We start from the raw sequence: 25,112 nt of genomic DNA, 5'->3' as shown, positions 1-25,112 counted from the left end.
TGGGGCTTTCTTTCATTATAGGTAGACGGCTAAGCTGTTGCCTTACCTTATGTAAAGAAGTTTAAAGATAACGCAGCCCTAAGCACAAGTTAAGTTTAAAAAAAAAGCGGCGCCAGAGCGCCGCTTCGGGTCAGAAGACACTTCAGGAAGCGTCGGCTGTGGTTTCCGGCAATGACTCCGGCGGCTGCGGCGCAAAGCCGCGCAGCCCCACAACGTGAACGTGTTCGCTGTTCTGGAACACTTTACGCACCAGCTTGTAGGTAGTGCCTTTCTCGGGGCTGATGTTCTCCGGCGCCGCAATGATGAGCTGCATATCGAGACGTTCGCAGAGCTCAAACAGCGTGGCAATGGAGCGCGCATCAAGACGCGCCGCCTCATCCAGGAACAGCAGTCGGCATGGGGAGATGTCTTTGCCGCGCAGGCGGCGCGCTTCGTCTTCCCAGCTCTGTACCACCATCACCAGAATCGACATCCCGGTACCGATCGCTTCACCGGTAGAGAGCGCCCCGGATTCCGCACGCAGCCAGCCGTCGGAGCCACGGTTTACCTCTACCTCCATTTCCAGGTAGTTACGGTAATCCAGCAGCTCTTCCCCGATGGTTTGCGGCGTACGCTGTCCCATATCAATCTGCGGGTTCAGGCGCTGATACAGCTTCGCCAGCGCTTCGGAGAAGGTCAGACGGTTGCTGTTGAACAGATCCTGGTGCTGCTCGTGCTGCTCAGACAGCACTTCCAGCAGCGTCGCGTGGGCTTCACGCACGTTGACGTTGAGGCGCACGCTGTTCACCTGGCCAAACGACACGCTCTGCAGACCCTGGTTCAGCTGGCGAATGCGGTTCTGCTCGCGCTGAATAGTTTTGCGGATGATATTCGCCACGCTGCGGGAGCTGATCGCCAGCTTCTGCTCGCGAGAGGTCAGCTCTTCCGTCAGACGCCCCAGCTCGATTTCCATCTGCTCAATGGCTTCGACCGGATCGTCGGTACGGATAATGTCCTGACGAATACGCTCGCGCAGGTGCTGGTAAACCGCCACGAAGAACTGGATTTTACGTTCAGGACGTTTCGGATCTTCTGACATACGCAGGACATCGCGCAGGTGTTCGTTATCCGCCACCGCCAGACGCAGCGCACCCAGCGCCTTATCCGACATGGAACGCAGCTCATCGGCAGAGAGATACGCCAGCTCGCGACGGTGCAGACGACGCTCAACGTTATTGTCTTTCACCATGCGCATTACCGCGCACCAGCCCGCCTTCGCGGTCACGACCTGCTCGCGCATCTCAAAGTAGTCGCGCTCCAGCTTGCGCAGGCGACGGGTCAGGTTATCCATCTCCGCTTCACAGAAGGTCAGCGCTTTTTCCAGCTGATTGCGACGCGCGCGGTTGTTGCTGAGCTGAGCATGCAGCTCGTCACGACGAATGCGCGCGCGCTCTTCCGCCCCGCTGTCGGCACGGACGCCGATATCCTGAAGCTCTTTCTGCAGGTCGTTTAACAGCTCTTTCTTGGTGTCGAAGGAGCTTTTCAGCGAGGCCAGCACCTGGTTGTACTGGTTCAGCTGAGCGGAGTGGCTGCGCATCGCTTCGCGGGCGCGGGTACGCTCCGCTTCCGCCTGCTCAAGGCGCTGACGCAGCTTTTCATTCAGATCGCTGTTACCGCTCAGCATTTCCGCCGAATCGGAGTAGCCGAAATGGGCGCGACGCTGCACCACTTCCGTCAGGGCAAACGCCTGCTGACGCGCTTCGCGCTGCACCTGCTGTGACCAGGCATAATCTTCTTTTAACTGCTCGAACTGTTCCGGGTCGCTCTGCAGGACAGAGACAACCGGCTCCAGCTTCGCCAGCTGATTGCCGTGCTGCTGCACGAATCGCGCGGCTTCCTGCGCTTCATCCAGACGCTCCTGGATCTCATCCACGCGGTCGGCCAGCGTGTCGTCTGCCAGCAGATTCAGGCGCGGCAGAATACGGTTAAGGGCCGCGACGCCCTCTTTCGCCTGCTCGAACTGGACGCGACTCTGCTGGTTGTCGCTTTCATGACTGGCAATCGCCCGTTCCAGTTCGCCACGGCGGGTATTGAGTTTGCGAATTTCCGCTTCCGGGTCGGCTTCGAAGGCCACGGCCAGATGGCTGCCGATAAAGCGGCTAAACGCCTGATGCAGACGCTGGGTTTTCTGCACGTCAAACGACAGCGTCGCAAAACGTTCAGACAGCGTTTCACGCTCGGCGTGCAGGCTTTCGATGCGGCTTTCACGCGCGGCGCGGCCAAACAGCGGCAGTTCCGGGAAGCGGGAGTAGCGCCACTGACGGTCGGCGATTTTCACCACCACCGCTTTTTCCAGCTCGTCTACGCTGAACACGCTGTCATCGAACGACTGCGGATCCCCTTCGATCAGGTAGAGATCTTCCGGGCAATCTTCCAGACCGGCAAGCTGCTCAGAAATCAGCGACAGATCCGGCACCACGATCGCGTTACGCGACGGGCCATACAGTGCCGAGAAGTATGGCGCATCGTCCAGGCCGACGTCGTCGTAAATCTCAGACAGCAGTACGCCGCCAAAACGCTCTGCCAGGGCATTGAGGCGCGGGTCTTCCGCACCGCCCGGCTGGCTTAAGCGCTCAATTTCTTCGTCGACGTCACGCTTGCGCGCGCCCACTTCATCACGCTCAACAATCGCCTCGCGCTCGCGCTCCAGCAGCTGCTGCAGGTATTCAGTGACTTCCTGGCTGGATTCGAACTGCTCGCCGCACTGCTCACTGAGCTGGTTAAGGCTGCTCTGGGCCGCCAGCCAGACCGGGGCACGCTGCAGAAGCGCTTGCGAACGGGACTGAAGCTGTTCCAGCTCCTGACGCAGGGTCATACGCTGTTCGCTAGCGCTGGAAACCGTGTCTGAAAGCGCAGCGATACGCGCCTCGAGTTCCTGATGCAGGGCCTCAAGCTCGTCAAAATCGTAATGTTTGCCCTGACGCTTGCAGAATTCGGCCAGCAGACGCTCGGCCTCCTGCTGCTCGCGCAGGCGCTGTTCCAGCTCGTTCAGACGCATACGCAGCGGCTGAACCTGCTCGGCCAGATGGCGCTGGTTCACGCCGTCACGCAGCAGCTCGCGGGCAACGTCCCAGGCTTCGTTACGCGCCAGCGGGCCGTTAATCGCCACAACCAGCTGATAGGCCTGCTCAAACTGGCTGTGCGCCGTTTGGGCGACGCTCATTTTCTGTTCGAGGGACAGCAGTTTCTCAGTGGCTTCCTGCTCTTTGGCCTGGAAGGTATCCAGCCACTCGTCGGCGCTTTCCGGCGTCAGGTCTGGCAGATGGCACAGCTCTTTCGCGCGCTGTAATGCCTGCAGTGCCTGGGTGTACTGGATCGCGCGCGTCTGCTGCACGTCCAGCGCCTGCTGGTAATCGGCAAGCTGGCTTTTCAGCTCATCCACTTCCAGCTCGGCCGCTTCGGCGCGGGCTTCGTTCTCTTCCTGCATCTCGGCGGCTTCGGCCACCACTTCATTTTGCTCTTCAAGACGAATTTGCAGCTCGTCGAGGTCCGCTTCATAGCGTTCGATTTTTTCCTGCTGACGGAGCGCAGTTTGCACCAGGTTCAGGTGATCGCTGGCGGCCTGGTAATCGGCTTCCAGGTCACCTTCAGCACCGTTGTGCTCACCGAGCTCGCGCGCCATTTCGACGTGCTTGTACTGCTCGGCCACCAGCTGTTTGCGGGAGGTAAACAGCTCGCGGCGGTATTCTAATGCCTGATCGAGGTGGACGCGGCGCTCGTTGGCGTGGCGCATGTAGTCCGCCGCCACGTAGTTAGTGGCTTCGCTGATCAGGTGTTTAAACAGATCGCGGTCAGACTGGGTCACGCGAATCGCTTCCAGCGTCATGCGGTTTTCACGCAGCGCCGCCTCCATGTCCTGGAAGGCCTTACGCACCCCACTGTTTTCCGGCAGCAGGTAGTCGCGCAGGGAGCGGGTAATGGCGCTGGAGATACCGCCGTACAGGGACGCTTCGATCAGGCGGTAGTATTTGCTACGGTCTGATGCGGTACGCAGACGACGCGCCACCACGCCGAGATCGAACATCAGCGAGTGGTAGTCTGTAATCGAGTTGAACTGTTTGAACTGCACGCCTTCGATCGCTTCGAGCTTATCTTTCAGCTCCTGCAGCGTCAGCACGCGCGCCTGGCGCTCGTTCAGGGTTTCCGTCAGCAGCGCCGTCGGCTGCACAGACGTTGGCAGCCCCTGGATGGCGAACGGTTTAATGTCGACTTTGCGGTCGCGACCGGCAACCTGCTGCAGGCGCACGCCCACCACCACGCGCTGATGGCGGGAGTTAATGACGTCCAGAACCGAATAACAGACGCCGGCCTTCAGCTTCCCGTGCAGACCTTTATCACGGGAACCGCTTGTGGCCCCCGCTTCGGTGGTGTTACGGAAGTGAAGCAGCGTCAGATCAGGGATCAGCGCCGTGACAAAGGCCGCCATGGTGGTGGATTTACCCGCCCCGTTACCGCCGGAGAGCGTCGTCACCAGCTCATCCAGATCGAACGTTCGGGCAAAGAAGCCGTTCCAGTTAATCAGCGTCAGTGAGCGAAATTTACCGCGTTCAATCATTACTCTTCCTCCCCGCTATCCGGCAGATTCTCTTCATGCTCGTCATTGAGCTGCAAATGGTTTTCCACCGGCATCGCTTCACCGTCGCGGATCATGCGAAGCTGCGCTTCACGCGCGTCATCGCCCGCACGCACGTCGGCGCCAAAGCGGAAGACAGATTCCGTAATGCGGAATTTGCTGCTGTCGTGACCCATAAACCAGACCATCCCCAGACGACGCAGACGGTTCAGGGAAGAGCGGACTTTTTCCTGTAATTTCTGACGATCAAGATCCGACCCCGTGGAGCGGTTGTTCACCAGCTTGAGCAGCTTGCCCTCATCTGCCAGCGTCAACAGCTCGTCGTAAAGTTCCTGCTGGGTGAAGATCCCTTCATTCGCCAGACGTTCCGGGCTGAGGTAGAGGTAGCAGAGAATTTTGCCGACCATCATATCCAGCTCGGAGAGCACGGAACGCGGAATCAGCGTCGTGGAGCGCGGGCGCAGGTAGAAAAACCCTTCCGGCGCGCGGATAAGCTCCACGTTGTAGCGGGCGTAAAACTCTTCCAGGTACTCCTGGAAGTCCATCAAAAAGGCGTGATTATCCAGCTCGTCTAAGCCAATGTGACGACCGGCACGCAGCTGGCTGTCCAGCGCCGGAAATAACGGATTCGCCAGCGCCTGTGCCAGCTTAACCGGCATCACTTGTTCAATATTTGTCAATGACATGCGCCTGTACCTTGGCTCCGTAATCGTTAATTGGCTGCCACTTCGGCGGCAGTCCGGTGAAATCGGCTTGCGCGATACCCAGGCGAACAGCCTGGTCTACCACAATGCGGGCAACGTCGAAGTGGCGCGCGCGAGGATATTGCGCCAGATAGTCGCGCACCACGAGCCCCAGATCCAGCGGAGCTTGTCTGGTTTTGTAGACCGCGAGCTGTTCTTCGATCATCGCCGCAAGCTGCTCGCGAATTTCGTTAAATTCTTCGTATTCCAGATCCGGCGGCAGTTCACCGGTTACCTCTTCATCACGCAATGCCATCTCTTCGTCGCGCATATCCAGCAGACGATCGGCATTGGCGTAGGTCAGCGCCCACGGCGCATCGAAATAGGTCTGCACCGACTGGCGCAGACGCTGGGCAAAGACGCGGTTTTTATCCATATCGATCGCGGTACGGATAAATTTATGCACGTGTCGGTCGTAGCCGATCCACAGGTCGATCGACTGCTGGCCCCAGCTGATGATGCGGTCCAGTTTACTCTGCAGGTCGAACACCAGACGGTCGATAAAGTGCAGATCGTCGTGCGCCAGCGTCGCGTCCTGGATGCGCAGCAGGTTCGCCTGCAGCTTATCCCCTGCGGCTTCCAGCGTATCCTGCAGCTCACGCAGCGTACCGGAGGTTTCTGACAGCAGAAGTTCACAGCTGGAGATGGCTGCACGCCAGTCTTTATTCAGCAGCTGTGCGATATCGTCTTTGACCTGCTGCTGCTGTTCGTCCATCAGGCGCTGGGTCAGATCGATACTGTCGAAGATTTCCGCCACCGAGTATTTCAGCGGTGCATAGACGTTTCGGTGCCAGTGGAATTCGTCACCGTCTTCATCTGCCGCATCGGCGGCGCGCTTAAGCTCACCGGCCACGATCGACAGCTGCATGGACAGACGCAGCGTGGAAAATTCGCGCTGGCGAATGTAGTAATCGGTGATGCCGATGCCCAGTGGCGTCAGGCGATAGATGGCGTTTCCTTCCGCCTGCTCGCTGGTAAAGCGGTTCAGCAGACGTTGACGCACCATATCGTTAATTGCGTTGTTGGCACGCACGCTAATGGTTTCGCTGGTTTGCTCAAACGCATCACTGACATGGCGGAACGCGTCCACCAGTTCACCCTCGCTCATTTCCCCATCCAGCCGCTCGCCGTTCAGCGTGGCAACCGCCAGCAGGAAAGAGAGTCTGTCTACCGGCAGCGAGATGGAGAAATCATTTTTCCTGGCCCAGGCAACCAGTTCGGGGACTGTCTGGGAAAATTCACTCATAGGTTATCCTTGCATCTGCGGCTTGTGCGCGGTGACGTGAATATAGCGGCCAAGGCTGACAAAAGGCTCCTGGCGGCAATACCGCGTTTCCAATTCTGTTAAGGTGTCAAAACAGTCACGCTGTTTGTGTTTTTCACGCAGATAATCATGAAACACCCTGACGCCCGTCTTCCCGACAATCTGCCAGCCAATCGCTTCCAGCCAGCCATAGACCTGCTGTGGATCGCGCGGATAGTCCGGGGAAAGCGTGCGTTTTTTCTTTTTGGGCATCCCGACCTGAACATAGTCGAAGTTTCCCGCAACCATGTTGTGCATCAGGAAGCCGTTAGCATTGTAGAACATCAACGACAGCGTGCCGCCCGGGCGCAACATCGACCACAGGGTTTGTAACACGCTTAGCGGATCGGCAACCCACTCCAGCACCGCATGAAACAATATCAGATCAACCTGGGTTTCCAAATGCTGTGCGATGTCCTGAGCGGCGCATTGTATAAAATGCATGTTGTCGCTCACACCTTTCTCTTCTGCCGCACGCGTCGCGCGGGCGACCATTTCAGCAGAAAGATCGCAAAGCGTGACGTGATGACCGCGTTCCGCCATTTTTATGGCCGTCTGCCCTTCACCGCCTCCGGCATCCAGCACGCGCAACGTTTGACCACCAAAGGTAGCCAGAATGGTGTCCAGATCCTGCCAGAGGATCGTCTGACGGAGCTGCCCTTTCGTGGTGCCATAAATGTTGCGCGAAAACTTTTCCGCGATGTCATCAAAATTGCGATCCCGCATTGGGAGAGTTCCACTCGCTAACTGCAAAACCGCTATTTTGTCACACCCGCGCGGAGAATGAACCTCTCTGGTGTAATATCACCGTCAATCACCTGCTATATGGTCAAAAAAGGAACCAAAAAGGATGCTTTTTACCCTTAAGAAATACATTGGAGGGATGATGCTTCCCCTTCCGCTGCTGCTCATCATCATCGCGCTGGGGCTGGCGCTGGTGTGGTTCAGTCGCTTTCAGAAGAGTGGCAAAACGCTGATCACGTTCGGCTGGTTGGTCCTGCTGCTGCTGAGCCTGCAGCCGGTGGCTGATGGTCTGTTACGCCCCATCGAAAACAGGTACCCGACATGGCAGGGAAATCAGAAAGTGGCGTACATCGTGGTGCTGGGCGGTGGATATACCTGGGATCCTGACTGGGCCCCTAGCTCAAACCTGATCAACAACAGCCTGCCGCGGCTAAACGAAGGCATTCGCCTCTGGCTGGCGAATCCGGGATCAAAAATGATCTTTACCGGCGCGGCGGCCAAAACGAACCCGGTGAGTACGGCGGAAGCGGGCGCCCGGGTCGCGGAATCACTCGGCGTACCGCGCTCCTCCATTGTCACTCTGGACAGCCCGAAAGATACCGAGGAAGAGGCCGCCGCAGTGAAGCAGGCGATTGGTGAAGCCCCGTTCTTACTGGTGACCTCCGCCTCGCACCTGCCACGCGCGATGATTTTCTTTGAAAAACAGGGCCTGCACCCGCTTCCCGCACCGGCGAACCAGATGGCCATCGACGCGCCGCTTAATCCGTGGGAGCGGGTAATCCCCTCCCCTATGTGGCTGATGCATAGCGATCGCGTCGGTTATGAGACGCTCGGACGCCTCTGGCAGTGGCTGAAAGGTTCCTCAGGCGAGCCAGGGCAAGAGTGATTTAGTCGCCAGATCGAAGTTTGCGCGATTAAAGCGTCCGGTGTTAACCAGCTGCGCAACTTCGTCCCAGAGCAGGTAGAGCCAGCGCCGCCAGAGAAACGCTTCCGCAACGGGGGCGCGTTGAAGGTAATGCCACAGTAAACCTTCCGCCGCCCCGCTGTCGCTGAGCCTGAACAGCTCATATTCGCGCGGAGCCCAGAGCATGATCCCCGGCCCCACCATCGCCAGAAGCTGATCGCTGCGGGGGTCTTTCAGCATACTGCGCAGGGTGAAGTTACCGTGGATCAGCACGCAGTTATCGTTAAAACCTTCGAACAGCGCCGGTAAACACTCCCGGGTGCGAAAGAGAATACGTTTGTCCTGCATGGTTAAACCGGTATTGTTGAACTGGTTAAGCGTTCCCCACAGCACTTCAACCCGCTGGCGATACCACAGCGGCCAGAGATTTTCCTGAGTGCTGTCGACCGGCCCGACAAGTCCGCGGCTATCCTGACGGTGCCACGCCAGCAGCGCCTCGACAATCTGGTCTTTTAGCTGTTCCCAGCGTTCCGGCGTTCGCGCGGGCGCTTCCACGGGTACACCACGTAAACGTTCAATTAGCAGTACGTCCGGGCCGGGATGTTCCTCATGGGTCATCACGCCGTACACCGTCGGCATACGCACGGTTCCCTCCCGCGCCAGCATCGACATTTTCCATGCAAGCTGCCTGGCAACGCCGGGTGACGTGAAACTCCGTGCCATCAGCGGCATTGGGTTACCCTCACTGTCGTACAACGACCAGAGCGCGGTATCGATTTTTTCACTCACGCATTCGACCCGGCTTAACTTTTCACCCAGCAGATGGCTAAGTTCGGCACGCAGCTGTTCCATATGAGATTACCCCCATTAAGACTACTGCTTTTATAATGAGCGTCCTTCATGAAGATGTCACCCGGAAGAGATCAATCAGGAAAAAGAAAGTGAAAAATAATCCGGAGAGTGCATCTCTCCCAACGGAGAGATGCCGGTAAGATTAACGCAATTCAGCGCGAACGCGCTCAAGATCTTCAGGGGTGTCTACGCCCGTGCCGGGGACTTCCTCAGCAACGGCAACGTGAATTTTCTCGCCGTACCAGAGCACGCGGAGTTGCTCCAGCATTTCGATATGCTCCAGCGGACTCGGGGCCCAGGCCACATAACGGCGAATAAAGCCGGCGCGATAGCCGTAGATCCCAATATGACGCAGGAAGGTATCACCGATGGTCTCTTTAGAAAGCGCAAAGCGATCGCGATCCCACGGGATCGTGGCACGGGAGAAATAGAGCGCATAGCCTTCCGCATCCATGACGACCTTCACCGCATTCGGGTTGAAAGCTTCTTCTGCATGATGAATGGGTACCGCCAGCGTGGCCATTCCGACCTGACGCTGCGCCAGGTTTTCGGCCACCTGACGGATAATCACCGCGGGGATCATCGGCTCGTCACCCTGCACGTTTACGATAACCGTATCATCACTGAAACCGCATTTCTCAACCACTTCCGCCAGACGCTCGGTGCCGGACTGGTGATCTGCGCGGGTCATGCATACCTCGCCGCCTGCCGCCTCAACCGCACGAGCGACATCCGGATGATCGGTGGCAACAATCACACGGTCAGCACCGGATTCACGCGCCCGCTCAAGGACATGCACGATCATCGGCTTGCCATTGATATCCACCAGCGGTTTACCCGGCAGACGGGTTGAAGCGTAACGCGCAGGAATAATGACAACAAAACTCATGGTTTGCTCTCTTCTGCCACCAGGGAACGGGCTTCGTTTTCCAGCAATACCGGAATACCGTCGCGCAGCGGGAAAGCCAGGCTGTCCAGCTTGCAAATGAGCTCTTGTTTGTCCTGGCTGTAGTAGAGTTTGCCGTTGCATACCGGGCAGGCAATAATTTCAAGTAAACGGTGATCCATAGTTCCTCCGTATGGGTAATCGCTAAAGCTTAACACATTCCTTTTTCAGGGCGTGCCTGTTTCCCAGCCACTTCGACAGGATGTAAACAATCCATCAGGTACCCGGCCCAGCGTCACATCGTCGGCCCCCTGCCAGCGCGCGAATTCGCTAATGGCGGACGTTAACCCTTTTTCCAGGCTCGCCATCACCCTGACGCCCTCTTGCAAATAAAGCGCAATGATTTCAAGCGTGCCGGTCTTGCGATGCATTTTGGCATCCATGCGCCCGACCAGCTGCCCCTTATGCAGGAGCGGTAAAACAAAGTAGCCATACTGGCGCTTTGGGGCCGGGGTATAACATTCCAGCCGGTAGCTGAAATCAAAGAGCTGCTCGGCGCGTTTTCTGTCCCAGACGACCGGGTCGAAAGGCGACAATACCGCGCTGTGGGTCGCCTGCAGTTTCCCCTCCAGGGCCTGAGGCAATAGCGGGAGGAGATCCGCATGTAGCCACATTTCGCCCAGCGTTTCCACGGTAACGGGAATGACGCGCTGTTCGCGTTGCCACATGTCCAGCAGCGGTTTCAGCGCGGGCTGGCGCAGGCGATAGTAATCTGCCAGCCATTGCGAGCGAAAAATCCCCAGACTACGGGCGCTGTTTTCTAACATAATGGCCTCAGCCGCCTCCTGGGTAAGCAGGTCGCGCTCGTCGTCCCAGTGGGGCATCACGCGATGCGTGAGGTCGTAGACGCGCTGAAAATTACGCCGCTCAATCACCATGACTTTGCCTGAGGTAAACAGGCCTTCGAGATGACGCTTGTGCGGCTTCCACTCCCACCAGCCGCTTGTACCTTTGCGCGGGTGTTCAAAATCGGCGGAGCGTACAGGACCGTTTTCCTGAATATGCGCGATGAGCTGCTCTATTTCAGCCGCATGTTCCTGCATCCACGCCTGCCGGTATTTCCAGCCCATCTTTTCCGGCGCAAGCATACGGTGACGCACAAGGGCAAAATCGCTGCGGGGAAGGAAGCAGGCTTCGTGCGCCCAGTACTCCATCAACTCCCCCTTGCTGAGCGCCTCATCCAGCCACTGAGAAGGATAGCTCCCCAGGCGGCTGAACAGCACCAGGTAAGGGCTACGTGCCACAATATTAATGGTGTCGATCTGGAGTAGCGACATGCGCTGTACGGTAGAGAGAATATCGGCAGGCTGCGCGCGACGGCGGGGCTTTTTGAGCAGCCCCTGCGCGGCAAGGTGGAGATTACGTGCGGCTGAGAGCGAGAGTTGCGGTAAAGACATGCGTTTTCCTGTCAGTCAAAGCGCCACCAGAACCGCGTAAGCCTTTAGTGCACCAACGCAATCAGTTCCTTGAGCAAATGTTCCGGCTGCTCACCGCTGAGTTCGGCGTCAACCGGCAGATACCACCAGTTATCTTTCGCAAAGGCACGGCATTTCACCGCATCTTTTTCGGTCATGATCAGAGACTGCCCGGGTGTGGTCAGGGCGTCTATCTGCCCTTCCACCAGCGCCTGATGGTCGGCCAGCGGAACGCGTTTTTCCAGCCGGGCACCACACTGTTCCAGCGTCGCGAAGAAGCGCGGCGGATGACCAATGCCCGCCATCGCTACCAGTGAAGGAAGCTCTGAAACCGACCGGCGTTCACCCGTCACCAAGTTGATTGCCAGACCCGGCTGCAGGTGCATCGGGATTTCACCCGTTTTCGCCTCACCACCGTTCACGATCACCGCATCAACGGACTTCAGACGCGAAGCGCGTTCGCGCATGGGTCCGGCAGGTAACCACCAGCCGTTCCCAAAACGGCGAACCCCGTCGATGACCACAATATCTTTATCTCGCGCCAGGGCATAATGCTGCAGACCATCGTCAGTGATAATGATCTGTACCGCATGTTCGGCAAGCAGGGCCCGGACGGCATCGCTGCGCACCGGGGAGACCGCAACAGGGGCGCCAGTACGCTGGAAAATCAATACCGGTTCATCACCCGCTTCAGCCGTCGTGGTTTCCGCCGTCAGCAACAGCGGGTAATGCGCCGCTTTACCACCATATCCCCGCGATACCACGCCCGAGCGTATACCGCGCTTTTGCAACTGCTCCACCAGCCAGATCACCACCGGCGTTTTGCCGTTGCCGCCCGCCGTAAGATTACCGACGACCACAACGGGCACCGGCGCGCGCCAGGCCCGCTTCACCCCAAGACGATAAAGCAGACGGATAATGCCGCTCACCAGGCCGTAGAGCCAGGAGAGCGGCAAAAGCAGCAGCCACAGCGGGGATTCACCGGACCAGATGCGTGCAATCATTCGCCGAACTGCATCTTATGAAGCTGAGCGTAAACGCCGCGGTGTTCCAGCAGATCAGCATGGCTTCCGCGTTCAACAATGACCCCATCCTCAACCACGACGATTTCATCAGCCTGCTCGATAGTCGACAGACGGTGCGCAATCACCAGCGAGGTGCGGTTCTTTTGCAGCTCATCCAGCGCCGACTGAATCGCGCGTTCAGATTCCGTATCCAGCGCAGAGGTCGCTTCGTCCAGGATCAGTATCGGGCTGTCGCGCAGCAGCGCTCGGGCAATGGCGATACGCTGACGCTGCCCACCGGAGAGCAGTACACCGTTCTCGCCGATGATGGTATCCAGACCGTTATCCATCTTGTTGATAAAGTCCATCGCGTAGGCCATACGTGCGGCGTTCTCAATCTGCTCGCGGCTGTACTCTTCAGTGCGTGCATAAGCAATATTGTTTGCCACGGTATCGTTGAACAGGTGCACGTTCTGGGAGACCAGCGCCACCTGGTTACGGAGCGACTGCAGGGTATACTCCCGCAGATCGTGACCGTCTAACAGAATTTCACCTTCGTCAATGTCGTAGAAACGGGTGATCAGGCTGGCAATGGTCGATTTACCCGAGCCGGAACGGCCTACCAGCGCAACGGTCTTCCCCGCCGGAATGGTCAGGTTGATATTGCGCAGAGCCGGTGTTTCGCGGCCAGGATAGGTAAAGGTCACATTGCGGAACTCAACGTCGCCGTTCGCGCGCTCAATGACGCGTTTGCCTTCATCTTTTTCCTGCTCGGAATCCAGAATGCTGAACAGGGTCTGACAGGCCGCCATCCCACGCTGGAACTGGGCGTTGACGTTTGTCAGTGATTTCAGCGGACGCATCAGGGCGATCATTGAGGAGAAGACCACGGTGATGGTACCCGCCGTCAGCGTCTCCATGACGCTCGGGAAGCTTGCCGCATACAGAACGAACGCCAGCGCCAGTGAGGCAATCAGCTGAATAATCGGGTCGGAGATAGAAGAGGCCGAGACCATTTTCATCCCCTGCAGACGCATTTTGTTGCTCACTTTATCAAAGCGTTTCGTTTCAACGTCCTGACCACCAAAAATCAGCACTTCTTTATGCCCTTTCAGCATCTGCTCTGCGCTGGTAGTCACCTGCCCCATCGTATTCTGCATATTCTTGCTGATATTACGGAAGCGTTTTGAGACGACGCGGATAGCAATAGAAACCACAGGTGCCAGAACGATAAGGATGAGCGACAGCTGCCAGCTGTAGTAGAACATCATCACGAACAGGCCGATAATCGACGCGCCCTCGCGCACAACCGTAATCAGCGCGCTGGAAGAGGAAGAGGCAACCTGCTCGGAGTCGTAGGTGATCCGCGACAGCAGCGTCCCGGTTGACTGCTTGTCAAAGAACGCAACCGGCATGCCCATCATGTGACTGAACAGCCGACGGCGCATGGTCATCACCACTTTCCCGGATACCCAGGAAATGCAGTAGCTGGAGATATAGCTGGTGATACCGCGTAAGATCATCAGTCCGATAACCACCAGAGGCATCCATAGCAGCACTGAGCGATCCGTTTTACCAAAACCGTCGTCCAGTAACGGTTTGAGAAGCGATAGCATAAAGGTATCGCTGGCTGCGTTGAGGATTAACGCTACACCCGCCACGATCAAGCCTGCTTTAAAAGGGGCAATCATCGGCCAGAGTCGGCGGAACGTTTGCCACGTGGAGAGATCTTTGTCGTTATGCATTCAAAAAACCAGCATTGTTGAAATAGCCGCATATTCTACCCGTTATCGACGGGCGCGCCAAACCACTGATGATACCAACGTGGTAAAATTTGCTCTCGCAAGCGCCGGATTTGCCAGTGATGTTGCGAGAATGTCACCGATATTTGTCCTGAATGAGGGGTATCGTGCCAGATATATCCCTCTTTTCGATAACGTCGAACGACTTTTGCCGACGGGAAGTGCCATGCGTTATAGCGGGCCGCAGAATCCAGGGCGATCTGTCCTTCCACCCGCTGTACCAGCGGCAATGAAGACGAGGTATTGCTGCCATGATGGGGGACCTGTATGAGCGTGGCCCTCAGATGACGCCAGTAATGGCTAAGCATAGCCTGTTCCGCCTGCACTTCAATGTCCCCTGTTAGCAGAACGCTTTGCTCCCCATCGTCCACCTTTACCACACAGGAATGGTTATTCCCCTGGGCCGGGTAATTTTCAGGAGGCCAGTGGACGGTGAAGGTTAATCCCTGCCATTCCCATTTTTGCCCACGAAAACAAGGGCGGTGCCCCGTCCTGCGTAACGGACTTCTTACCCATATATCCGGCCATGCTTTTTGCAACGACGCGAGGCCTCCTGCATGGTCGAGGTGTTCATGACTGAGAATCACTCCTTCTGGCCGCAGGTGATGCCAGCGAAGCCAGGGAATAATTAACCGCTGCGCGCTATCCCCGCCCGGCCAGGCGAGCCCGGTATCAAAGAGAATGGCTTTTCCCTGCCTTTCAATCACCATGGCCAGCCCCTGCCCCACGTCCAGCATATGCAGCGTCCAGCTCTCGCTTTTTTCCGCTCGCCAGAGGGGAAATGTCAGTAAGACGCTGCCTGCAAGACAAACGGCAGGAACGGTTTTCCAGGCACGAAAACGCCAGGCAATAATACTCAACCACGGCAGTAATGCCATGATTTGCCAGCGTTGATCAACATTCTGCCAGCCATCTGGCAGGCGCATCAGTAGCCAGAAGAGTCCCGCAAGCGACTTATCGGCGGCAAACCAGATGGCACTTTCTACCGCAGCCAGCGGTAGCAAATGGAGCAGCATACCGAGCAGGATCAGCGGGACGGAGACAAACGTTACCAGGGGAACGGCAAAGAGATTCGCGACAAGGGAGGAGAAGCTGAAGCCATGGAAAATCAGAACCTGTAACGGCATGAGCAGCAGCAACATCCCGACCTGCAGATAAATCAGGTTCAGTAGCGGCCGCATCCGTCGTGTCCAATTCCAGTCGGGAAGAGGCACCCACTGAAACCAGAAAATCAGCGCGGCGACGGCAAAGGCTGACAGAACCAGACTCTGCGAAAGTACGGCCAGGGGATCGTTAATCAGTATCGCCGCGATGCAGCAGCTCCAAACCTGCCAGGGAGACCATTGACGGCCAGTAATCCGCAACAGAGCAAGCACCGCAAGGGCGATGATCGTCCTCAGCGCAGGCGGTTGCAGGCCGGTAAGCCAGGCGTAGAAAGCAGCAAAGAACAACCCGGCAAGGAGAGGCATTTTCCAGTGGACGCGGTGGCTGGGTAATAAAAACTGGAGTCCACGTGCAAGTAACCAGACGAGAGAGGCTGCCAGCGCGATATGCAGACCCGAAATCGCCATCAGATGCAGCGTGCCGGTTTCCCGCATCAGGTCTTTTATTTCACGGGGTACTTCCAGGCGTTCTCCCATCCCAAGCCCCAGGATAACCGCTCCCCATCGGTAAGCTGAAAGTCGGTTTTGCAGCGACATCAGATATTGCGCTCGCAGGCTGCAGCGCCCGTCGACGATCTCCGCACGGGTGAAGCGCCCGCTCAGCGTTTGATGTCGGGCAAAAGCGCTGCGCTGAGAATCATAACCGCCGTCGTTGAGTTCGCCGTGTGCAGGCCTGAGCCTGAGCGTCACGCTCCAGCGCTGCCCTGCACACGCCTTTTGCGGCAGATAATTGCCATACAGCGTTACGCCGGTAGAGGCCCACCAGCGCTTGCCATTGACGCTTAGAATGCTTCCCTGATGTTGAGTGGCGCCGTCGGTCGCGGTGAGCTCTATCTCAGCCTGCACGGCCCCCGTTGTTAAATGCTGCATCGGCCAGACGCTCTCCTGCGCGGCCAAAATGCCCCAGGCACAAAATAACAGCGTCATACCCGCATACCTCAGTCGACTGTTTTGCCATACCGCTAGCACTATCCCGCCAGCCATCATTGCCCACACGGTGTAGGGGGAAGGCAGTTCAGGTAACCAGAGTAACGGAACTATCGCCAGAATGGCGCAGATGCTAAGCGCGGGAATTCCCATTGCCACCTCCCTGTTTCAGGGTGGCAGTATGCAGGCAGGTTGAGCATGTCGTCAGGCGTGAAGAATACGATTTACGGCAAGCGCAGCAAGGTATTTAACGGGTTGCAGAAAACGAAACGGAAAATGCGGGGCACCTTCAGAAAGAAAGCGACGGGTACAAAAAAAGCACCCGCAGGTGCTTTATTTCGAACCCAGTTTAACCGGCTGGCTAAACTCAGTTGCCGTAAATATTGGCGCGATCGCGCAGTTCTTTACCCGGCTTAAAGTGTGGAACGTACTTACCTTCCAGCTCGACTTTATCGCCAGTTTTCGGGTTACGCCCGGTACGTGGAGCACGATAGTGCAGAGAAAAACTACCGAAACCGCGGATTTCAATGCGCTCGCCCTGGGCAAGAGTGGAGGCCATATGCTCCAGCATCTCTTTTACGGCATCTTCCACTGCCTTGGCAGGGATATGCGGTTGCTGACTGGCAAGTCTTTCAATCAATTCTGACTTGGTCATGATTCCTCCGGTTCCTTTCAAACCAATTAGCTGAACAGCTCATTAAACAAGGGCGGCCGTAGCCGCCCTTTGTTATTGATTACAGGACGAATCCTGTAATCTGTCAAGTTTGCTCCTCATCCTTCGCGCTGTAAATGCGTTACAGCGCAAATGATGCTGAGAACCTGATATTACTCGCCTTTAGCTGCTTTGAAAGCTTCAGCCATTGCGTTGTTAGAGAAGTTTGCATCTTCCTGTTTGTTAACAGTTGCGATTGCATCTTTCTCATCAGCTTCGTCTTTAGCACGAACAGACAGGCTGATTGCACGGTTCTTACGGTCAACACCGGTGAACTTAGCTTCAACGTCGTCGCCTACGTTCAGAACCAGAGTGGCATCTTCAACGCGGTCACGGGAAGCTTCAGAAGCGCGCAGGTAACCTTCAACGCCGTCAGCCAGTTCTACGGTTGCGCCTTTCGCGTCAACTGCAGTGACTTTACCGTTTACGATTGCGCCTTTCTTGTTCAGTGCAACCCAGTTGTTGAACGGATCTTCTGCGAGCTGTTTAACGCCCAGGGAGATACGCTCACGCTCTGCGTCAACCTGCAGAACAACTGCAGCGATTTCGTCGCCTTTTTTGTATTCACGAACTGCTTCTTCGCCTGCAACGTTCCAGGAGATGTCAGACAGGTGAACCAGGCCATCGATGCCGCCGTCCAGGCCGATGAAGATACCGAAGTCAGTGATAGACTTGATTTTACCTTCAACACGGTCGCCCTTGTTGTGGGTTTCCGCGAACTGCTGCCATGGGTTGTTTTTGCACTGCTTCAGGCCCAGGGAGATACGACGACGTTCTTCGTCGATATCCAGAACCATCACTTCCACTACATCACCAACGTTAACAACTTTGGATGGGTGGATGTTTTTGTTGGTCCAGTCCATTTCGGAAACGTGCACCAGACCTTCAACGCCTTCTTCGATTTCAACGAAGCAGCCGTAGTCAGTCAGGTTGGTTACGCGACCAGTCAGTTTAGTCCCTTCTGGGTAACGCTTAGCGATAGCTACCCATGGATCTTCGCCCAGCTGTTTCAGGCCGAGGGATACACGAGTACGCTCGCGGTCGAACTTCAGCACTTTAACAGTGATTTCGTCGCCCACGTTCACGATTTCGCTTGGGTGCTTAACGCGTTTCCACGCCATGTCGGTGATGTGCAGCAGGCCATCAACGCCGCCCAGGTCAACGAATGCGCCGTAGTCAGTGAGGTTCTTAACGATACCTTTGACTTCCATGCCTTCCTGCAGGTTTTCCAGCAGCTGATCGCGTTCTGCGCTGTTTTCGGATTCGATAACGGCACGACGGGAAACAACAACGTTGTTACGCTTCTGGTCCAGCTTGATTACTTTGAACTCAAGCTCTTTGCCTTCCAGGTGCAGGGTGTCACGAACTGGACGAACGTCTACCAGAGAACCTGGCAGGAACGCGCGAATACCATTCAGCTCAACAGTGAAGCCACCTTTAACTTTGCCGTTGATAACACCGACCACAGTTTCAGCTTCTTCGTAAGCTTTTTCCAGCGTGATCCATGCTTCGTGACGTTTCGCTTTCTCACGAGAAAGCAGGGTTTCACCGAAGCCGTCTTCTACTGCGTCCAGAGCAACGTCAACTTCGTCGCCAACCTGGATTTCCAGCTCGCCCTGGGCGTTTTTGAACTGCTCTGCCGGAATGGCGGACTCAGATTTCAGACCGGCGTCAACCAGTACTACGTCTTTGTCGATAGCAACAACAACACCGCGAACGATGGAACCCGGGCGGGTTTCGATTTCTTTTAAGGATTCTTCAAACAGTTGAGCAAAAGATTCAGTCATGTTTAATCTTCAGGTTAATATTAACGTCCACCTGGCTCCATGCCGGATGGGGTTGTTTCACATACCCGCCGTCAATCCATTGCAGCGGGGGTACTGCTAAATCGGTCGCGATTACGCGAGTGCCAGTTTTTGGCGCGCATATTGTAGCGCTTTTTCAATCACTTGCTCAATAGTTAAACTGGTTGAATCCAGAACTAATGCATCTTCTGCTGGAACAAGTGGGGCGACGGCGCGGTTACGATCGCGGTCATCGCGCTCTTTTATCTCGGATAAAAGGCGATCAAAGTTAACACTAAACCCCTTTTCCTGCAACTGAAGCATGCGGCGTTGAGCGCGTTCTTCCGAAGAGGCGTCAAGGAAAATTTTCACAGGTGCATCAGGGAATACCACGGTTCCCATATCGCGTCCGTCCGCGATCAAACCCGGTGCTTCACGGAACGCGCGCTGACGACGTAACAGCGCCTCACGAACGCGCGGGAAGGCCGCTACCTGAGAGGCCGCATTTGCCACTTCCTGAGTACGGATTTCCCCGCTCACGTCTTCCCCTTCAAGGATGACTTCCAGGTTGCCATTGGTCGACACGAAACGCACATCAAGATGCGCAGCCAGCGGAACCAGCGCTTCTTCTGACGCCACGTCCACATGATGATGCAGCGCAGCCAGGGCCAGCACGCGATAGATTGCTCCCGAATCTAAAAGATGCCATTGCAATGCTTCCGCCATCGCTTTGCACAGAGTCCCTTTCCCTGCGCCACTCGGCCCGTCAATGGTGATTACCGGGGCAATTGCCGTCATCTTTTTCTCCTTAAATAAGGCATACCGTTTACATGAACGCCGCGCATTATACGCGTCAACGTGCGCAACTGTTACCTTTGCGTGCAAATTACGGATTGATTGAAGCAGAGTGTAGAAGAAATGAACGGAAGTGTTCGTCAGGAAGCGTAAGGAAATGCCGCATCAGGTGATGCGGCAAAAGTCATCAGGCCAGCGTGCTAATGCGTGCCAGCTGTTCAAAGTAGTCCGGGAACGTTTTCGCCGTACATTTCGGATCGAGAATGGTCACAGGCGTGTCGGACAGTGCCACCAGCGAGAAGCACATCGCCATACGGTGATCGTTGTAGGTGCCGATCTCGGCAACCTGCAGTTTTGCAGGAGGCGTGACGCGAATGTAGTCTTCGCCCTCTTCCACCTCAGCACCGACCTTACGCAGTTCGGTCGCCATCGCAAACAGACGGTCAGTCTCTTTTACGCGCCAGTTGTAGATGTTACGCAGCGTGGTGGTGCCTTTTGCAAACAGCGCCGCCGTGGCAATGGTCATCGCCGCATCCGGAATATGGTTCATGTCCATGTCGATGGCCTTCAGCTCGCCGTGAGTACAGGAAATGAAGTCATCACCCCAGGTCACAACCGCGCCCATTTTTTCCAGCACGTCCGCAAAACGAATGTCACCCTGCACGCTGTTGCGACCAATACCGGTCACCTTCACGGTACCGCCTTTGATCGCGCCTGCAGCCAGGAAGTAAGATGCCGACGAGGCGTCGCCTTCAACAAGATAGCTGCCCGGAGACTGGTACTGCTGCGCCCCACGCACGACAAAACGCTGATAAGACTGGTTTTCCACCTCAACGCCGAAGGTTTTCATCAGGTGCAGCGTGATATCAATATACGGTTTGGAGACCAGCTCACCTTTAATCGTGATAACCGTATCCTGCGGAGCCAGCGGCGCGGTCATCAGCAGTGCGGTCAGGAACTGGCTGGAGACGCTGCCGTCAACCTCGACGTGACCGCCGGTAAAGCCCCCGCGCAGACGCAGTGGCGGATAATTTTCCTGCTCCAGATACTCGATCTGCGCGCCGCCCTGACGCAGGGCATCCACCAGATGGCCAATCGGACGCTCTTTCATGCGCGGCTCGCCGGTCAGCACAATGTTGTTGCGCCCAAGACACAGGGCCGCCGCCAGCGGACGCATCGCGGTACCCGCGTTGCCCAGAAACAGCTCAAGCTCTTCACCCGTCTGCAGCGCGCCGCCGTTGCCGGTCACTTCGCAGCGGGTACGATCGTCGGAGAGAGTGTAATGAACGCCCAACGCTTTCAGCGCATTGAGCATATGGCGCACGTCATCGCTGTCCAGCAGGTTTGTAAGGACGGTGGTGCCGTTTGCCAGTGCTGCCAGCAGCAGAGCGCGGTTCGAGACACTTTTTGAACCAGGCAGATTAATGGTGCCATCTACCCGCGCGATAGGTTGTAACGTCAGGGATTCCATGAAAACTTAACTCTCAACTCAACATAATAAAAACCCCGCAGCAGGGCTACGGGGGTGAAAACAGCGCGATTAACCGTGGCGACGTTCGAAGTCGATCATGAAATCGGTCAGCGCTTTAACGCCTTCCAGCGGCATCGCGTTATAGATGGAGGCACGCATGCCGCCCACGACACGGTGACCTTTCAGCGCGTGCAGGCCGGCCGCGAAGGACTCTTCCAGGAACACTTTATCCAGGTTGCTGTCCGCCAGCTGGAACGGCACGTTCATGCGGGAACGGTTAGCTTTCGCCACGTCGTTGCGGTAGAAATCGCTCTTGTCGATCACGCCATACAGCAGTTCGGCTTTCTGCTGATTCACTTTGTCCATCTGCGCCACGCCGCCGTTTTGCTTCAGCCATTTGAAGACCAGGCCGGAGAGGTACCAGGCAAACGTCGGTGGGGTGTTGAACATAGAATCGTTGTCGTTCAGCACGGTGTAATCAAGAATGGACGGGCACGATGTATGCGCTTTACCCAGCAGGTCTTCACGCACGATAACAATCGTCAGGCCTGCAGGGCCGATATTTTTCTGCGCGCCCGCGTAGATCACGCCATAACGGCTGACGTCAATTGGTGCAGAAAGAATGGTGGAGGAGAAGTCAGCGGCAACCACGACGTCTTTACCGAAGTTCGGCGTCTCGTCGATGGCAATCCCGTCAATGGTTTCGTTCGGGCAATAGTGCAGATACGCTGCGTTATCAGAAAGCTGCCATTCGCTCATTGACTTCACGGCGCGCAGGCCGTCAACGGTCACTTTGGCGTCAATCACATTCGGCGTGCAGTATTTGTGCGCTTCTTTCACCGCACTGGCCGCCCAGTAGCCTGCGTCAACGTAGTCTGCCGTCGTTTTATCGCCCAGGATGTTTAGCGGTACGCCTGCAAACTGGCCGCGCCCGCCGCCGTGACAGAACAATACTTTGTAGTTCGAGGGAATATTCAGCAGATCGCGAAAATCCTTTTCTGCCTCTTCCGCCACCTGAATAAACTCTTTACCCCGGTGGCTGATTTCCATCACCGACGTTCCCAGACCGTTCCAGTCACAAAGTTCCTGTTGAGCCTGTTTAAGCACGTCTGCCGGTAACATTGCCGGACCTGAACTGAAATTAAAGACTTGAGCCATTTCCCCTCACCACGCTAAAAGCCATAAGTTATAACTGTGGATATCGGTTTTATCATTCAGTGACACGCGCCGCAATGTCTAAAACTTATGACCCGTGAAATGTGCCCCACGTCACACAAAACAATCTGCCGCCTCGCCAGGACAAAACCGACAAAATGGCTGTCAGGTGATGCGTTTAGCCCGGCTAACCTTCGTCCATTCCGGATTTGCACAGCGGGGGCATAATTGACGATCCCCCGGCTGCATCGCGACGACATGGCTACATCTCACGCAGGCATACTCGCCTGATTCCGGTACGGTTCTGAAACGCTCGACCAGCATATCCGGCAGGATGCACAGTCCCGGCCTCACCTCATCGTCAGAATAGTAATAGACGCTGATCTGCCCGTTGGTCTCCATGATCGCCAGACGCACCTGCCCGAGCTGTTCCACGCTGTTGAGGCGTAGCTCCATAAAGAACTCAAACTCGGTCATATTGGCGCTCTGAACGTTTTCCCAGGCCAGCTGACCGTCCTCGACGATAACGACCGGCTTCCCTTCAAGCAGATCTTCCAGCTTTTCACTTTTCGACATCAGCCACATGACAAGGCGGTAAAGCAGCGCCAGTGTGACAAAAACGATAAATACCGGCACCATCGGCACATCATCATAGAAGGCGACATCCCCCGCCGCGGAACCCAACGTCAGGATGATCAACACTTCAAAAAGCGACATCTGCCGCACGCCGCGACGACCGGTGATTTTAAGAAACAGGAAGACCAGAACGAAGGTATACAGACTACGCAGCGCCACTTCGCCTAAAAATTCAGGAGGGACTTTATCAAACGCCATCCGCTGGAGATCGAATGCTTTCATTTTTCTATGCCTTAACAGTGAGTTACTGACAATAAGCATAGCCCAGTCTTTTATTTTCGCCGGAGATAGCACCCGTCACGCAAAACCCGTATCATTGCGCGCTTTACGTACGATAAAAGTGAACGCCATGACTCAAACGTTTATCCCCGGCAAAGACGCCGCTCTGGAAGATTCCATCGCTCGCTTCCAGCAGAAACTGACCGACCTGGGTTTTAACATCGAAGAAGCCTCCTGGCTCAATCCGGTGCCTCATGTCTGGTCCGTGCATATTCGCGATAAAGACTGTGCCCTGTGCTTTACCAACGGTAAAGGCGCGACAAAAAAAGCGGCACTGGCCTCCGCGCTGGGTGAGTATTTTGAGCGTCTGTCCACCAACTATTTCTTCGCTGACTTCTGGCTGGGCGAAACCATCGCCAACGGCCCGTTCGTTCACTATCCGAACGAAAAATGGTTCCCGCTGACCGAAGACGATGAACTGCCGGAAGGAATTCTCGACGCGCGCCTGCGTGCCTTCTACGATCCGGAAAACGAACTGACCGCCAGCATGCTGATCGATCTGCAGTCCGGCAACGACGATCGCGGTATTTGCGCCCTGCCGTTTACCCGTCAATCTGACGAGCAGACCGTCTATATTCCGATGAACATTGTCGGCAACCTGTATGTGTCTAACGGCATGTCCGCCGGTAACACCCGCAATGAAGCGCGCGTGCAGGGGCTGTCTGAAGTCTTCGAGCGTCATATCAAAAACCGCATTATTGCCGAATCCATCAGCCTGCCTGAAATTCCGGCAGAGGTGCTGGCGCGCTACCCGGGCGTGGTGGAATCCATCGCCAAGCTGGAAGCAGAAGGTTTCCCAATCTTTGCGTATGACGGCTCGCTGGGCGGCAAGTATCCAGTGATCTGCGTCGTGCTGTTTAACCCGACCAACGGCACCTGCTTCGCCTCCTTCGGCGCGCACCCGGACTTCGGCGTGGCGCTGGAGCGTACCGTTACCGAGCTGCTCCAGGGCCGTAGCCTGAAAGATCTCGACGTGTTTACGCCGCCAACGTTTGACGATGAAGAAGTGGCCGAGCATACCAACCTCGAAACCCACTTCATCGATTCCAGCGGCTTAATTTCCTGGGATATGTTCAAGCAGGACGCGGACTATCCGTTCGTGGACTGGAGCTTTGCCGGTACCACGGAAGAAGAGTTCGCGACGCTGATGGCGATCTTTAACGCGGAAGACCAGGAAGTGTACATTGCCGATTACGAGCACCTGGGCGTTTACGCGTGCCGCATCATCGTGCCTGGCATGTCTGATATCTATCCGGCGGAAGATCTGTGGCTGGCAAACAACAGCATGGGCGCGCATCTGCGAGAAACGCTGCTGGCTCTGCCGGGCAGCGAATGGGAGAAAGAAGATTATCTGAACCTGATCGCCCAGCTGGACGAAGAAGGCCACGATGATTTCACCCGCGTACGCGAACTCCTGGGCCTGGCGACCGGTAAAGACAACGGCTGGTACACCCTGCGCATCGGTGAGTTGAAAGCGATGCTGGCCCTGGCGGGCGGCGATCTGGATCAGGCCCTGGCCTGGACCGAGTGGACCATGGAGTTCAACCAGTCGGTCTTCTCTGCCGAGCGCACCAACTATTACCGCTGCCTGCAAACCCTGCTGCTGCTTGCACAGGAAGAGGATCGCGAACCGCTGCAATATCTGAATGCTTTCGTGCGTATGTACGGCGCTGAGGCCGTTGAAGCAGCCAGCGCAGCCCTGAGCGGCGAAGCGCCGTTCTATGGCCTGCAGGCTGTTGATAGCGATCTGAAAGCCTTCCCGGCGCATCAGTCGCTGCTGAAGGCCTACGAAAAGCTGCAGAAAGCAAAAGCCGCTTACTGGTCAAAATAAGCGCACATAACATTACCAGCAGTAGGCGTATTCA

The 25,112-nt window shown here is 56.3% G+C and carries 19 protein-coding genes; 2 read left to right on the top strand and 17 right to left on the bottom strand.

Annotated features, from left to right (window positions below):
• Positions 1 to 142 precede the first annotated feature (142 nt).
• From mukB to cmoM, 4 genes are read right to left on the bottom strand one after another with little or no spacing between them, the layout of a single operon-like run.
• Positions 143 to 4,594 carry a chromosome partition protein MukB gene (gene mukB / locus ACVCAM_RS01185; protein WP_025912942.1) on the bottom strand — a complete coding sequence of 1,484 codons (4,452 nt, stop codon included), beginning with the start codon at positions 4,592 to 4,594 and terminating at the stop codon, positions 143 to 145.
• Positions 4,594 to 5,298, bottom strand: coding sequence for a chromosome partition protein MukE (gene mukE / locus ACVCAM_RS01180; RefSeq protein ID WP_021240871.1), 705 nt, complete (start codon positions 5,296 to 5,298; stop codon positions 4,594 to 4,596). The genes mukB and mukE overlap by 1 nt, the downstream gene beginning before the upstream one ends.
• Positions 5,279 to 6,601: a chromosome partition protein MukF gene (gene mukF / locus ACVCAM_RS01175; protein ID WP_008499955.1), complete on the bottom strand. Its 1,323-nt coding sequence runs from the start codon at positions 6,599 to 6,601 to the stop codon at positions 5,279 to 5,281. The genes mukE and mukF overlap by 20 nt, the downstream gene beginning before the upstream one ends.
• 3 nt (positions 6,602 to 6,604) lie before the next feature.
• The gene (gene cmoM, locus ACVCAM_RS01170; protein WP_008499956.1) at positions 6,605 to 7,384 is read right to left on the bottom strand and encodes a tRNA uridine 5-oxyacetic acid(34) methyltransferase CmoM; all 780 of its coding nucleotides are present in this window, start codon (positions 7,382 to 7,384) and stop codon (positions 6,605 to 6,607) included.
• 124 nt (positions 7,385 to 7,508) lie between these two features.
• On the opposite strand from cmoM, the gene elyC reads away from it, so the two are divergent.
• Positions 7,509 to 8,288, top strand: a complete 780-nt coding sequence (gene elyC / locus ACVCAM_RS01165) for an envelope biogenesis factor ElyC (protein ID WP_023327028.1) — start codon at positions 7,509 to 7,511, stop codon at positions 8,286 to 8,288.
• Here the strand turns inward: elyC and ACVCAM_RS01160 are convergent.
• The 13 genes from ACVCAM_RS01160 to ACVCAM_RS01100 form a co-directional block, all read right to left on the bottom strand.
• Positions 8,265 to 9,158: a YcbJ family phosphotransferase gene (locus tag ACVCAM_RS01160; RefSeq protein WP_025912940.1), complete on the bottom strand. Its 894-nt coding sequence runs from the start codon at positions 9,156 to 9,158 to the stop codon at positions 8,265 to 8,267. The genes elyC and ACVCAM_RS01160 overlap by 24 nt on opposite strands.
• Before the next feature lie 142 nt (positions 9,159 to 9,300).
• Complete coding sequence (gene kdsB, locus ACVCAM_RS01155) at positions 9,301 to 10,047, bottom strand: 3-deoxy-manno-octulosonate cytidylyltransferase (RefSeq protein WP_008499959.1); 747 nt, start codon at positions 10,045 to 10,047, stop codon at positions 9,301 to 9,303.
• The gene (gene ycaR, locus ACVCAM_RS01150; RefSeq protein WP_006174474.1) at positions 10,044 to 10,226 is read right to left on the bottom strand and encodes a protein YcaR; all 183 of its coding nucleotides are present in this window, start codon (positions 10,224 to 10,226) and stop codon (positions 10,044 to 10,046) included. Before ycaR ends, kdsB begins: the two co-directional genes overlap by 4 nt.
• A 45-nt stretch (positions 10,227 to 10,271) precedes the next feature.
• Positions 10,272 to 11,501 (bottom strand): winged helix-turn-helix domain-containing protein, encoded by a 1,230-nt coding sequence (locus tag ACVCAM_RS01145; RefSeq protein ID WP_063615873.1) that lies wholly within the window; start codon positions 11,499 to 11,501, stop codon positions 10,272 to 10,274.
• 44 nt (positions 11,502 to 11,545) lie between these two features.
• Complete coding sequence (gene lpxK, locus ACVCAM_RS01140) at positions 11,546 to 12,523, bottom strand: tetraacyldisaccharide 4'-kinase (protein ID WP_447093486.1); 978 nt, start codon at positions 12,521 to 12,523, stop codon at positions 11,546 to 11,548.
• Positions 12,520 to 14,268 (bottom strand): lipid A ABC transporter ATP-binding protein/permease MsbA, encoded by a 1,749-nt coding sequence (gene msbA / locus ACVCAM_RS01135; RefSeq protein WP_008499963.1) that lies wholly within the window; start codon positions 14,266 to 14,268, stop codon positions 12,520 to 12,522. Before msbA ends, lpxK begins: the two co-directional genes overlap by 4 nt.
• A 35-nt stretch (positions 14,269 to 14,303) precedes the next feature.
• Positions 14,304 to 16,568 carry a ComEC family protein gene (locus ACVCAM_RS01130; protein WP_025912937.1) on the bottom strand — a complete coding sequence of 755 codons (2,265 nt, stop codon included), beginning with the start codon at positions 16,566 to 16,568 and terminating at the stop codon, positions 14,304 to 14,306.
• A gap of 214 nt (positions 16,569 to 16,782) precedes the next feature.
• The gene (gene ihfB / locus ACVCAM_RS01125) at positions 16,783 to 17,070 is read right to left on the bottom strand and encodes an integration host factor subunit beta (protein WP_008499965.1); all 288 of its coding nucleotides are present in this window, start codon (positions 17,068 to 17,070) and stop codon (positions 16,783 to 16,785) included.
• A gap of 170 nt (positions 17,071 to 17,240) precedes the next feature.
• Complete coding sequence (gene rpsA / locus ACVCAM_RS01120; RefSeq protein ID WP_008499966.1) at positions 17,241 to 18,914, bottom strand: 30S ribosomal protein S1; 1,674 nt, start codon at positions 18,912 to 18,914, stop codon at positions 17,241 to 17,243.
• Positions 18,915 to 19,025: 111 nt separating this feature from the next.
• Complete coding sequence (gene cmk / locus ACVCAM_RS01115; RefSeq protein ID WP_008499967.1) at positions 19,026 to 19,709, bottom strand: (d)CMP kinase; 684 nt, start codon at positions 19,707 to 19,709, stop codon at positions 19,026 to 19,028.
• A 184-nt stretch (positions 19,710 to 19,893) separates the two neighbouring features.
• On the bottom strand, positions 19,894 to 21,177 hold the full coding sequence (gene aroA, locus ACVCAM_RS01110) for a 3-phosphoshikimate 1-carboxyvinyltransferase (RefSeq protein ID WP_008499969.1): 1,284 nt from the start codon (positions 21,175 to 21,177) through the stop codon (positions 19,894 to 19,896).
• Positions 21,178 to 21,246: 69 nt separating this feature from the next.
• Complete coding sequence (gene serC / locus ACVCAM_RS01105) at positions 21,247 to 22,335, bottom strand: 3-phosphoserine/phosphohydroxythreonine transaminase (protein WP_025912936.1); 1,089 nt, start codon at positions 22,333 to 22,335, stop codon at positions 21,247 to 21,249.
• Between the two features lie 162 nt (positions 22,336 to 22,497).
• Positions 22,498 to 23,190 (bottom strand): DUF421 domain-containing protein, encoded by a 693-nt coding sequence (locus ACVCAM_RS01100; RefSeq protein ID WP_023343682.1) that lies wholly within the window; start codon positions 23,188 to 23,190, stop codon positions 22,498 to 22,500.
• A 127-nt stretch (positions 23,191 to 23,317) separates the two neighbouring features.
• On the opposite strand from ACVCAM_RS01100, the gene ycaO reads away from it, so the two are divergent.
• Positions 23,318 to 25,078, top strand: coding sequence for a 30S ribosomal protein S12 methylthiotransferase accessory factor YcaO (gene ycaO / locus ACVCAM_RS01095; RefSeq protein ID WP_023292885.1), 1,761 nt, complete (start codon positions 23,318 to 23,320; stop codon positions 25,076 to 25,078).
• The last annotated feature ends 34 nt before the right edge of the window (positions 25,079 to 25,112 follow it).

It is taken from the genome of Enterobacter sp. CFEC122 (assembly GCF_052983755.1).
The sequence above is the reverse complement of the archived record's forward strand: the minus strand, read 5'-3'. Positions and strand labels throughout refer to the sequence as shown.